General features: G+C 40.3%; 9 protein-coding genes and 1 pseudogene. 3 read left to right on the plus strand and 7 right to left on the minus strand.

The annotated features are described in order from the left end of the window. The first annotated feature begins 46 nt into the window (after positions 1-46). Positions 47-976, plus strand: coding sequence for an ADP-ribosylglycohydrolase family protein (locus tag UYI_RS0120675; protein WP_016868576.1), 930 nt, complete (start codon positions 47-49; stop codon positions 974-976). Positions 977-1,277: 301 nt separating this feature from the next. Beyond that, a pseudogene (locus UYI_RS33030) lies at positions 1,278-3,793 on the plus strand (HD family phosphohydrolase). A gap of 106 nt (positions 3,794-3,899) precedes the next feature. On the opposite strand, the gene UYI_RS0120685 reads toward UYI_RS33030, so the two are convergent. The 7 genes from UYI_RS0120685 to UYI_RS0120715 form a co-directional block, all read right to left on the minus strand. After that, on the minus strand, positions 3,900-4,508 hold the full coding sequence (locus tag UYI_RS0120685) for a class I SAM-dependent methyltransferase (protein ID WP_016868577.1): 609 nt from the start codon (positions 4,506-4,508) through the stop codon (positions 3,900-3,902). Between the two features lie 125 nt (positions 4,509-4,633). After that, the gene (gene bluB / locus UYI_RS0120690) at positions 4,634-5,242 is read right to left on the minus strand and encodes a 5,6-dimethylbenzimidazole synthase (protein ID WP_016868578.1); all 609 of its coding nucleotides are present in this window, start codon (positions 5,240-5,242) and stop codon (positions 4,634-4,636) included. Positions 5,243-5,628: 386 nt separating this feature from the next. Beyond that, entirely contained in the window at positions 5,629-6,174 is a 546-nt protein-coding gene (locus UYI_RS0120695; RefSeq protein WP_016868579.1) for a YqeG family HAD IIIA-type phosphatase, read from the minus strand. Positions 6,175-6,426: 252 nt separating this feature from the next. Continuing rightward, positions 6,427-6,999 carry a DUF3727 domain-containing protein gene (locus UYI_RS0120700; RefSeq protein ID WP_016868580.1) on the minus strand — a complete coding sequence of 191 codons (573 nt, stop codon included), beginning with the start codon at positions 6,997-6,999 and terminating at the stop codon, positions 6,427-6,429. Positions 7,000-7,199: 200 nt separating this feature from the next. After that, entirely contained in the window at positions 7,200-7,667 is a 468-nt protein-coding gene (gene ruvX / locus UYI_RS0120705) for a Holliday junction resolvase RuvX (protein ID WP_016868581.1), read from the minus strand. A 121-nt stretch (positions 7,668-7,788) separates the two neighbouring features. Next, positions 7,789-9,051, minus strand: a complete 1,263-nt coding sequence (locus UYI_RS0120710; RefSeq protein WP_016868582.1) for a GNAT family N-acetyltransferase — start codon at positions 9,049-9,051, stop codon at positions 7,789-7,791. Between the two features lie 196 nt (positions 9,052-9,247). Then, a complete protein-coding gene (locus tag UYI_RS0120715) occupies positions 9,248-9,457 on the minus strand; it encodes a hypothetical protein (protein ID WP_016868583.1) in 210 nt (69 codons plus the stop codon). A 648-nt stretch (positions 9,458-10,105) separates the two neighbouring features. On the opposite strand from UYI_RS0120715, the gene UYI_RS0120720 reads away from it, so the two are divergent. After that, on the plus strand, positions 10,106-12,190 hold the full coding sequence (locus tag UYI_RS0120720; protein WP_016868584.1) for a HAMP domain-containing sensor histidine kinase: 2,085 nt from the start codon (positions 10,106-10,108) through the stop codon (positions 12,188-12,190). The last annotated feature ends 77 nt before the right edge of the window (positions 12,191-12,267 follow it).

Raw genomic sequence — 12,267 nt, forward strand, 5'->3', positions numbered from 1 at the left:
TTTCCAATGCCCACTCCCCACACTCTCAAGCCCCGATCCCGAAATTATGCATTATTCTCTTGTCAGCCGCACTAGAGGGACTATATTAGGAGCTTTAATTGGGGAAATTTTAGCCTTAAAAGGTGAACAGGTGCCAAACTTTGCATCTAGCTATTGGCAAAAAATGGCGATTTTGAGTGCTGAAAGTTTAATCGAGGTGGGTAGATTTGACTTAGGAGATTGGAGTAGGCGTCAGCAACAATCAGGAATTATTTTAGAGAATAATACAGACGCTGCATTACAATTAATTTTGGCCACACTACCAGTAGCGTTGTTTTTTCATGAACATGCTGTCAAACTACGACAAAGCTTGCTACATGTAGTTAAAATTTGGCAAAATAACCCAGTTGTAGAAGATTGGACACTGGCAGTAGGTTATGCGATCGCTCTGTCTCTGACAGAAAAACTTACTCCAGCTACTCTCATCCCCCAAATAATTAGCTTTGTGGGAGAAACACCCACATCTGTGCCACAGACATTATTAAAATTACACAATTTGTTAGAAAAACAGGCTGGATTAGAAATAACACAAGCCGAATTCTGCACAGAAGAAAAGCTAAGTCATGCCCTAGCAATTGCTTTTTATTGCTTTGTTAGTAGTTTAGAAGACTTTCGCCTTTCAGTCTTACGGTCTACTCAAGTTACCTCGCGCTCAATTTATATCAGTACAATTACTGCTGCTTTATCAGGAGCTTATAACGCTACAGCAGGTATTCCTGTAAGTTGGCGGTTTTTACTTGCTAAAAATAGGGCGGCACAATGGCAACCAACGGATTTATCCCAGATGGTAAAATTAGCAGATACACTTGTGGCTACCTGGTCGGGAGTGTATGATCCTACTTTGCATCAAGGCGACGTGAGAGCAGAATGGGCCATTACTCTGAGCGATATACCTCCAGAGGCGATCGCAGCTCCCCGCGTGATCCGGCTGCGTTAATTTCACTTCTACCTTACTAATGATACAAAGTATAAAATATAGAAATTTTCTATTACAATAAATTAATTTTTAGTAAAAAAATATACTATTTTTTGGGAAAACATTAAAATTCAATCGGGTTCTGTAGGTAGCAATTGTGGCAAACAGGCTTCAAGTGTTTTGACTTAAAGCAATCAAGCAAGAAACTGCGATTATAGACGATGAAAACGCAGTCATTTTTTTAATCGTTGACTTAAGCAATTTATTCACTGGAAGCAACTTTACCAAAGCCCTACGCCGTTTACATTTATCGAAACCAATTGTGAAAGGCAAGCATAAAAAACAAAGAGCGCCAAACCCAAAGGTAAATAGTGGTAGTTTACCTGGAAAACCTTCTCCTGTTGTTTTCGTGATTGCAGTAGTCTCTCTTACGGGGATAATGGGGCAAAATTTATACAATCAGCCCCAATTAAAAATAGGAACCACCGCACCAGAGACTATTAGAGCGCCCTATAGTAGCCTGATTGAAGATACAAAAAAAACAGAAGCACAGCGCAAAGATGTTAGCAAAAGATTTGTGCCTGTGTTAATGGTTGATGAAAACATTAATAAACAAATCAAGCAAAAATTACGAACGCTTCTAGCGCAGGGTAATGAAATTCGAGCTGCTGCTGGTTCTTTTCCTTTTTTGATACTTTTGTTTTGTCAGTTTCTAGTCAGCGTTATCTGCGCTCCTGTGCTGACTCGGAATGGGAAGACTTATTGGTGGCTCTAGAACATACCAATCAACAAAAATCAGGAGTATTAACTCAAAACCTCAGAAGCATTTTCATTAAAACTAAACAGCAGAATCAAAACGCAAATAAGCAAAGAGTTGGAGATACGGAGAATGTTTCCGTGCCATCACGTTTGGATGTCCCCGCATCCTCTTCATCGAAGTCACAGCCTTCCTTACTCAGCGTTTCCTCCACTCCAGAAGTAAAACCCAATGATTCGTTCCAAAATGCGGAATTTGCCCAAGCAATGGCAGAATTAGAAGCTTATCGCCTCAAGACTTCTACGCAAAACTTGGTTTCACTATTGGGTAAAGTTGCTCAAGCACGCCAAGGTTATACCCAAGCCATCATCAAGTTGTCACAACTGCTGAGTGAAAATCCCCAAACAGCTTATGAGACAACTTCTTTCCTGAATTTATCTGATCAAGACTGGGCAAAAACCCAAATGGGGGTGCAGCTGAGTGCTGAGCGGATTTTGGCTCAAGGTATTCCCCAAGGACTACCCCCTAGTGTTTTACAAAATGCAGTCAATCTGCATATGCATAACTTAGTGCCACAACCAGCAGAATCTTTTGCTAAGAAACTGCTGTTGGAGGTTTTGGAACCTAATCTTAAACAAGATGAAGAACAAACTAAATTACAAGCAGCAATGGCAGCGGCAGAAGTCAAGCCTGTAATTGTGGCAGTGGAGCAAGGTGAGGTAATTATCCGCAAGGGCGATCGCATTACATCTTGGCATTTAGATGTACTGGAAAACTACCACCTGCTACGCCGAGAAATTAACTGGTTGGGATTGATGTATTTGGCGGGAACTGTCAGCTTTTCTATAGGAATTTTTACTTTTGTTGAACGGAGCATTAAGTATCGATGGCGACAAAGCGATCGCCTGTTAGTATTATTGCTGACTTTGAGTACGCCTTTGGTAGTCACGATGGGTACACCTTATACTACCTGGAGTGGTGTAGGTTTATTGCTGGGTAGCTTTTACGGAGCGACTGCGGGTGTCACAGTGGTAGGGCTGCTGGTAGCGTTGTTATGCATGAGCCTAGAAATCAGTAAAATTTCGCTGTTGGCAGGTGCCGCTGGGGGAATATTGGGCAGTTGTATGGCCCATAGATTGCGATCGCGTGAGGAATTAGCATTATTAAGCGTAGCGATCGCTTTAACTGAGGGTGGTGTTTACCTACTCATTCAAATCTTTTTGGGGGCAGCATTTGGTCCTTCTTTTTACGTTGTCCTCAAAGAAGCAGGGATTTTTGCTTTATCTGGTTTAGCTTGGAGTATTGTAGCCTTGGGGTTAAGCCCTTATTTAGAAAAATTATTTGATTTAGTTACTCCGATTCGCTTGGCAGAACTGGCAAACCCTAACCGTTCTTTATTAAAAAAACTGGCAACAGTTGCCCCTGGGACTTTTCAGCATACGCTATTTGTCGCTACTCTGGCTGAGGCTGCCGCCAAAGAATTAGGATGCAACATTGAATTAGTGAGAGCTGGTACATTATATCACGATATTGGTAAAATGCACGACCCCCAAGCCTTTATTGAAAATCAAATGGGGGGGCCAAACAAGCATGATACAGAAATTAAAGACCCTTGGCATAGTGCTGACATCATTAAAAAGCATGTCAGCGCAGGCTTAGTAATGGCAAAAAAACACAGTTTGCCTTCTTCTATTCAAGCTTTTATTCCAGAGCATCAAGGCACTATGCAAATTGCTTATTTCTACCACCAAGCTCAACAGATGGCTAAAGAAGATCCGAGTTTGACAGTAGATGAGGCAGACTTTCGCTACGATGGGCCAATTCCTCAATCACGGGAAACAGGAATTGTGATGCTAGCAGATTCCTGCGAAGCAGCATTGCGATCGCTCAAAGATGCTAGTTGTGAACAAGCGTTGGTGATGGTTAACAATATTCTTCGTGCCAGATGGCAAGACAACCAATTAGTAGACTCAGGATTAACACGAGAAGAAATGAGCAAAATTGCCGAAATTTTCGTAGAAGTTTGGCAACAATTTCATCACAAACGTATTGCATATCCCAAGTTAAAGGCTGGGAATTAAATCAGGGAACCTTGTCCATCAACCGTCACAGATTACCTCTCAAACTCAACCAATAATTTCTATACGGTCGGGTGCATGGGTGTTGTTATACTACTGGACATGTTGATTACTTCTGGTTCACAAGCTTATTACCAATTGCACAATAAATAGGATGCTTGGGGTTCGGCCCATCAAGGATTTTTACATTTACAAATCCAGAAGATAGAAGTAAATCTCTGACGATGTTGGGTTTCCATCGAGCGTAAATCTCATCATCTCTATTACGCGCAGTAATCGCTACAGTTCCTTCTGGTTTTAAGACGCGATATATTTCAGCTAAACCTTCAGTTGGTGGTTCCCAAAAGTAAATGCAGTTAATTGAATAAACTATGTCAAAATAATTGTCCTCAAAGGGCAATGCCATCACGTTACCAAGCTGAAGCCTCACACGATCAGACTTAACAGCGCTCTGATTTCTTTTTTGAGCTACTTTCAGCATAGTTTCAGAATGGTCAATACCGTAAACACACCCGTGTGTTGCTATCTTCGCAGCGTCAGCGATCGCTAAACCTGTCCCAAAACCAATTTCAAGCACTTTGCTCGTTTCGCCAATATTCAGTAATGAGACAGTCCAATGATTATCCTCTCGGTTGTAGATGTCCATCAAATAGCCGACTATTCTACCGACTATTCCTGTTGGCTTTCCAGGTTGTGCCCGTAATCCACTTTGTGTCATAGCAGAGAATCTCTAGCTTTTAGTTCAACACTAGCTTAACGTTGAGCCATAACCGATCACCTTTCAACTTGCCCTCACTGATCAACAATGAGTACACTTAAAATTACCTGATCACTGATAACTGATTATCTGTAAATCACTACAGGCTCTGAACAGCGTTGTTTCCAACCAACTTGTTCCAGCATTGGTTGTCCATCATAGTCTGTAGCAGGTTTTCCTATACAAAGATAACCTAACGGTTCCCAATCATCAGGAACACTAAGTACTTGTTTGAGCTGATCGTAATCGAGAATGGAAACCCAACCCGCACTGTAGCCTTGTTCTGTTAAGGACAGCCAAAGATTTTGGATCGCGCACACACAGCTCCATTTCAATGTTTCATCTGTCCAAACAGTGCCTATTGTGTAGTTTTCTTTAGGGTATTCGCAAAATACTGCCAAACCAATCGGAGCATCTTCAATCGCTTCCAGTTTCAAACTTTTATGAAGCTTTAGTTTGTCTTGATCATTGGTCAAATTCGCTTCTGCTTTTGCCCTGATTTTCAAGAAAGATTGTTTGAGTATTGCCTTAGTCTGTTGATTACGAACTACCACAAATCGCCAAGGTTCACTCAAACCAACTGAGGGAGCACAGTGAGCGGCTGTTAGCGCTTTTTTCAATACAGTTTCAGGGACATCGTCTTTCAGGAAATGTCGTGTATCACGCCTCAGCCTCAAACACTGTTCCAGTTCCATAAAGCTCTACTTCCCCTAAACACTCATCAACAATAGCTTAACCGAGCAGTTATCTAGTTGCACTTTCACAACTCTAACAACTTGAGCATATTACTAAGCATATAGCCAAATAATTATCCGGTAAATCTTGTAATCACGCTCAAGATATGTAACGAATGTAAAACAGTGTTGATGTTATATTTAGAAATCAATGTAATTACTACTTAAATAATATAAAGTGTCAGCCCATATGAAAAACATGGGCTGACACTTTATTGCTTTGTAACTTCGTTGTTATATTTAGGGTCTTTATTTTGCTGACCCCAATGTTATCTATACTTAAATAATCCCCTACTTTTGTAGTAAACAAAGTTTTTTTAATTTTTTCTTTAGATTTATTTTCCTGACTATTTGTGAAGCTTTGTAAATCTACGTTTTTTGGGGCTGATGGAGGCTCCCATAAATTCAGATACCCAAACTTCAAAGTTACGGACTGGGTGGGAGCGCAAAGCAACATCAGGATGAACAATTGGTTCAACCAAAATGGTAAACATTCCCAGCCGATTGCCAGCTAACACATCGGTAAATAAGCGATCGCCCACCATGGCGACTTGTTCTGCGGGCAAATTCATGGCATTGAGTGCTGCTTTGATCTTACGTCGCGAGGGTTTAGCAGCGCCCAAGTAGTAAGGTAAATCCAAAGAACGAGCAATATTACCGATGCGGATTTCGCTTAAATTATTGCTTACAAGATACAGAGTTGCTACCTGACGGATTTCCTTAACCCAGTTTTGTAGTTCTGCTGAAGCCGATACTACTCTAATTGGTACTAAGGTTTCATCTACATCCAACACCAGCCCCTTCAGCCCATATTGTTGGATCATACCAGGTGTGAGATTCAACACTGAACCTTCCAAAATTAAATCAGGCTGTAGGAGGTTGTTCCAGCGCATAGTTTAGGCAGAAGTCAATGGTCAATCGTCAATGGTCAATCGTCAATGGTCAATCGTCATTATTAAAGAAACCTTGACAATTAACACTTGACTATGGAAACTTAACTATAGACATATTTCTCAGAAATCTATAGCAATAGCTAAAACATTTGACAAAAAGACTGCCAAATGCTTATGTCCATAGCTAATAACAATTAAAAATTCCTCATGTAGAAATTAAATACTGCCATTTTTTGTTTTGAATTTTTAATTTTATTCAACTCCATTAAACAAATGCTCTTCTAAAAGCGGTTGTACTTGACGGAATTCTTCTGGAGAAAGTAATTCAGGTTTACCACTTTTAGATATCCGTGCAAAAAACAGCAGTGGATCAAGAGGGGTATAAATTGCATACTCCTGCTCTTCATAGTAAAAGCTAGCTAGCAATTGTAATTGCTCTGGTTCCAAATCTGACTGTTCGTCTTCGATTTCTAAAGTGAACAATTCTGATTCTTCAACTGGTGGTAATTCACCTGCAACAGTTAAAGCATAAGCTGTATTTTTAAGGACTAGATTTTGTTCCGATAGCACAGCTTGGGCAGTGCTAAAAATTTGCTCGATAGTGGCATCATCTTCTACGAGAACAGCCTCTTCTTCTTCATCCTCACCCTGCCAAGCGAAGATTTCTACAGGTGAGTCAACTGGAAGAAGCAAAAAGTAGCCTTGTCCATCCACTTCTAGTGAATGCTCAATGTAACATTCGAGCGATCGCCCTTTGTCATCGCTCAAAGTGATGGTACCAGCAGATCCGCGATCGTGTTCGTCCGAAAAATAAGAAAAAGACATAGCCGAGATATAAACTGTATGACTACCAGCTACTTGATAGAGGGGGAAAGAGGATTAGGGATTAGGGATTAGGGATTGGGGCTGAAAAAATGAGCGATATCCTAATAACCCTTTCCCCGTTCCCTGTTTCTCTTTAACCTTCAATTATTTTCTACCTTTGCTGGCTAACAGATTTCAGAATATCATGCGACAAGGTGTGCTTACTCAGCAGATAATTCTGTAGCTTGTAAGCCAGTTCGCCGTGTATCTAACCATTGCTGCAAAATTAAAGCTGCTGCTTTACGGTCAATCAAAGCTTTATGGCGTGATGGAGAGCGGTTTTCAGCAATGAGCAACTGCTCTGCTTGAAAAGAAGTTAATCGCTCATCTACATACTCCACAGGCAGCTTCAGAACTTTGCCTAGTCGTGTGGCAAACTTTTGCACTTGTTTGGCTTGAAACCCCAAAGAACCGTCCATTGAATAAGGTAAACCGACGACTAAAACTTCTACTTCTCGTTCATTGACCAGTTTTTGTATTTGTTCTACATCTTGCCTAAAAGATGTGCGTTCGACAGTAGTAATGCCAGTGGCTATCAACCCCAAGCGATCGCACCCCGCCACACCAATACGTTTACGACCGACATCTAACCCTAAAGCAGAAACATATTTAGAAGTAAGGTAGGACATACAAGAGCGGGAAGACTATGGAGAGGGGAAAGACAAGGGAGAAAGATTACTTCCTTGTCCTCCTAGTCGTCGTCCCCCTTGTCCTCCGTGTCCTCCTTGTCCTTGTTCCATATCCACACAACTACTCCTGCTGTTGTCCATCAGCTGAGTCTGGCTGACAAAATGGTTCTAGGTGAGAATTTTTGCAAGAAAAGGAAATAGTTTCTTTTGATGGATTGGGTTGTGTTGACCTATCTGGAGAAGTTTGCTGATGTGGTGGCAACCATGACATTCCCCCTGGTATGGGTTTACGTGCTGGTTGTAGACCTTGTAGTACTTCGGGTAACTGAATTCCTTCTAAAGAGACAAATTTAGATTCTCGTACTTTATGCCACACCGAGCGAGACATAATTAGAGTGTGTTCTATACGACCTGCTCCAATTTGTTCTAAATACTCTTCTCCTTCTGGTTGATAATCTGCTGAAGCTAGTTGCAATGGTTGTTGGGGGAAATCCTGGGCAATACGAGCAAGTTGAGTCAATAGCTCTGGATACAGCCAAGTGTATGCTGGGTGGACTGTGAGCGTCGCCCAGTGTGGTTCTTCCCCTTTGCGGTCTAGCGTAATCTGAAAATAACCGATCGCTGCTTTACGTTGGGGTTCAAATACGTAACCGCTTACTACTTCTGTTTTAGTCACCCACTGTTTGACAGCATCAACCAAGGCGTTAAATAAGTTGGTTTTAAAGTCATCGGTTTGGCGGTCAAATACCTGCCGCACCAAAGGCGGCATTGATGCCGTATCTAGTTGATATAACAGCTGAGCATCAGCGTTACTTATAGGCAGCAAATTAGGCAAGTCTGGGTTAACCTGTGCCAATTCAGCTAGCAGTTCTGGTTTAATTTCCCAATAGGTCATTTCAGCCAGACGCTGAAAACCGTTTTGCCGATACAGTGCCAATGCTTCTGTATCGTTAATGTTTACTTCTAATATCCAAGTACGAGCCTCTAAAATTGACTCAAAGCAGTAACGCAAAAGCTGTGAGCCAATTCCTTGCTTATCGGCAGCACGCTCTAGGATCACACGGTCTACGCGCCAAGTGCTACGCGTACGATTAAATGGCGATACTTGGATCATTCCTAAGAGCGATCGCCCCTGTTCTGCTACATAACCACAAAAAATATACTGTAATGGGTTAGGAAACCAACTTAAAAATTTCAACAATCCATACCAGCGGCGCAGCCATTGCATTTGCCGCATGGCAAAATCGGCTCCTTTTCTGGTTTTAGCTGCGAATGAATCTAAAGCTAGACGTCCTATACCATCCAAGTCTCGATATTGGATTGGTCGGATGACAACGCTAAGATTTTTTTGAAGTAATGAATTCATTTTCATTCGAGCCGCCATTGCGCCTTAATAACAGAAACAGAGGTACTGCTGCATTAATATTAACGGCTTTCCACCCCTTTCTATTGCTCCAAAAGAGTGATTTTCACAACTCAATATTAAAAAGCAGACTCGTTGATGACTACATTAGCTTGGACTCAACAAGTTCTGCTTTAATTTTATTTAAATTTTATTGAAGATTTGTATAGATTGTGAACTATATAGCTCGGCGAGAACGAGAAATGAGTTTTTCAAAATTTGCTTGGGTTTGATGGAGTAATTGCTCTCGGCTGTCTACCTGTGTCTGCTTCAGGGATGGAACCAGATTACGAGCTTGCAGAGCCATGTGCATTTGGAGGTGGGCAACATATTCACTAAAGTCTTCTTCAACGACTACATTTGTACCCTTGAGGAACTGTGATTCCATCGCCACTATATTCTCCTTTGTTTATTAATCCCTAGTTACTGATTCACATTATCAAAACTTATCATGTCGTTTTACCTGGCTTCTTAGTTTGCAATGAAGTTTAACGATTTTTACAAAGATTATGGAGAAATGTAAATTATAGTAAATAGTGTTGGTTGTTGGTGGTTGGTTGTTAGTAGTTAGTGGTTATTAGTAGTTGTACCAGACGTGCCATGGTGCGTTTGGTACATTGGTTAGTGGTTACTGCTTTACTACTCCCCACACTCCCCTGTTTTCCACACTTCCCATACTCCCCTGTCCTCCTTGTCCTCCAAGTCGTCCCCCTTCCCTGTTCACCGTTCCCTAAATAAACTTGGTGTCCGGTGATTAAGAAGTATTAAAATTTACTTTTTTAAACGTTAAGTTTGACACCGAAGACATTTTTACAATATTATCTAAAACTTAATTGATTTAAGTATAAAAATTAATTTTGGAATCCAAAATTTCTTTACTCAAATTAAAATGCTAATGCTTACAACAAAACCCTTGTTTTACAACAATAGTAGCAAAAATAAGGTGATAAAAAAGTAACAATTTAAGGAGTTGGAGTTGCGGCTCTATAACTTCTAGCTACCGATTTTGCTGGTGCTGAATTATACTAATACACAAATGCCACTCTTCAGCTTTTTCAATCAAAGTACCGAGCAACAATCTAGCCCCCAAATAGTAGGACGGGGTGTAAGGTTGCAAGCTAGTTACTCAAAACTACCTTTAAGCCAAAGAATTATTATGCCCTTTATGCTGGTATTCTTTAGCATTATGGTAGTGGCGGTGATTAGCTTTGCTTTCTGGTTTACCAGCAGAATGGAATACCAGATGAAAAATTCTGTTGCATCAGGTGCAGCAGTGATTTTGCAAGAGTTGCAAACAGAAAAACAAGACTTAGGTTCTTGGGTACAGCTAATAGCAGAACGAAATGATGTGCGTACCGCACTGCAACAGAAAGATACTCAAGCACTACTGAAAATATTAGTGTCGCACAAGACTAATTTGGAATTAGACCTGATCAAGGTTGTCAACCAAAATGGTGGAGTAGTGCTAGAACTGAGAGAGCCAAGATTAAATGAATCATATTTAGAAGATAGAACCAGTATTTCTCAAGCACTTGCTGGGATGTACCCTTTAGATGTAGTAAATCTTGAAAAACAACGAGGACAACCACAGTTAGTTCTGGTGGGTACAGCTCCAATTAAATCTAATGAAGAAGTAATTGGCGCGGTCGAAATTGGTATTCTCATCAATAATGAATTACTCAAAAGTCTAATAGCAGCCAAAGATGAGTATTTGATTGTATTTAACAAAGATAAAACAGTTGTTGTTTCTACATTAACAGCAGTTACTAATAGAAATTGGCAGTTACCACCTACTTCTGTTCCACCAATACGCATCTTACTCACAAATAAACACTATGTTGCCAAAAGTATTTTTCTGCCAGGATTAAGTAATACCTCTTTGACTGTGGTATTGCTAAAGTCGCTTGCTGAACTCAACCATACTGTGCAGTATCTATGGTTAAGATTGTGGGGTTTTTTCCTACTGGGGGGTTTGATTTGTACCTTGGTGGGTAAGAATATAGCGCGAAATATTTCCGGGCCTTTATTGACTGTAGCGAGAGTTGCTCAAAAAGCTACTCAAGAAGGAAATTTTGATTTGCAAGCTCCTGTCACAAGAAATGATGAAGTTGGAATTTTAGCTACTTCTCTCAATAGTTTAATTCGGCGAGTTGCAGAATACACTCAAGAATTAGAACAAGCTCGGACAACTTTAGAAAAGCGAGTTGAAGAACGCACTCACCAACTTTTACAAAAAAATCAGGAATTAAATCTAGCTTACGATCAACTTAGTTATGCAATTCAAGAACTCCAGCAAACTCAAGCACAGTTGATTCAAACTGAAAAAATGTCTTCACTTGGTAATATGGTAGCGGGGGTTGCTCATGAGATAAATAATCCCATTAGTTTTATCTATGGCAATATTAGCTATGCCAAGGAATATATTGAACAACTATTAGAATTACTTCATTTATACAGAAAAGAATATCCTCAACCAACCGCTGCGATTCAAACTTATCTAGAAAAGACAGAGCTAGATTATATTAGCGAAGATTTGCCCAAAATTTTATCCTCAATGAAAATGGGAGCGCAGCGAATTCGGGAAATTGTTTTGTCTCTACGAAATTTCTCACGATTGGACGAGTCTCAGAAAAAAGCTGTGAATATCCACGAGGGAATTGACAGTACTTTATTAATTCTCAATCATCGCTTAAAAGAAGGAATTCAAGTAATCAAAGAATACGAAGCGTTACCATTAATTGAGTGTTATCCAGCACAATTAAATCAAGTATTTTTGAATCTTCTGAGTAATGCAATTGATGCTTTAGAAGAGTCATTTTTTAGTAATTTGTCGTCTGTAGATAATAAAGTCAATCCCCAAATACTGATTCACACAAACAAAGCAGCAGGTAATCGCATTTACATACGAATTACGGATAATGGCTGCGGAATTGAACCAAAAAACCAGGATAAAATTTTTGACCCTTTCTTTACAACTAAAGAAGTGGGTAAAGGTACTGGGTTAGGATTGTGGATTTGCTATCAGATTATCCAAAAACATCAGGGTAAGATTGAAATCAATTCGTTACTTGGTGAAGGAACTACTGTTACCGTGACACTCCCGATTGTACAAAAATCATAAGTGCGATAGCTTTTTACTAAGTGTGAGTGCGATCGCACTTAATTATGATTATGGCATTCCTTATCTAACCTGCATCG

It is taken from the genome of Fischerella muscicola PCC 7414 (assembly GCF_000317205.1).
GTDB classification, from domain to species: domain Bacteria; phylum Cyanobacteriota; class Cyanobacteriia; order Cyanobacteriales; family Nostocaceae; genus Fischerella; species Fischerella muscicola.

Bases quoted from the DNA above. Each gene is read 5' to 3' on its own strand.
- UYI_RS0120720 (WP_016868584.1), top strand. From the start codon at position 10,106: ATGCCACTCTTCAGCTTTTTCAATCAAAGTACCGAGCAACAATCTAGC.
- UYI_RS0120695 (WP_016868579.1), bottom strand. From the start codon at position 6,174: ATGCGCTGGAACAACCTCCTACAGCCTGATTTAATTTTGGAAGGTTCA.
- UYI_RS0120715 (WP_016868583.1), bottom strand. From the start codon at position 9,457: ATGGAATCACAGTTCCTCAAGGGTACAAATGTAGTCGTTGAAGAAGAC.
- UYI_RS0120675 (WP_016868576.1), top strand. From the start codon at position 47: ATGCATTATTCTCTTGTCAGCCGCACTAGAGGGACTATATTAGGAGCT.
- ruvX (WP_016868581.1), bottom strand. From the start codon at position 7,667: ATGTCCTACCTTACTTCTAAATATGTTTCTGCTTTAGGGTTAGATGTC.
- bluB (WP_016868578.1), bottom strand. From the start codon at position 5,242: ATGGAACTGGAACAGTGTTTGAGGCTGAGGCGTGATACACGACATTTC.
- UYI_RS0120700 (WP_016868580.1), bottom strand. From the start codon at position 6,999: ATGTCTTTTTCTTATTTTTCGGACGAACACGATCGCGGATCTGCTGGT.
- UYI_RS0120685 (WP_016868577.1), bottom strand. From the start codon at position 4,508: ATGACACAAAGTGGATTACGGGCACAACCTGGAAAGCCAACAGGAATA.
- UYI_RS0120710 (WP_016868582.1), bottom strand. From the start codon at position 9,051: ATGGCGGCTCGAATGAAAATGAATTCATTACTTCAAAAAAATCTTAGC.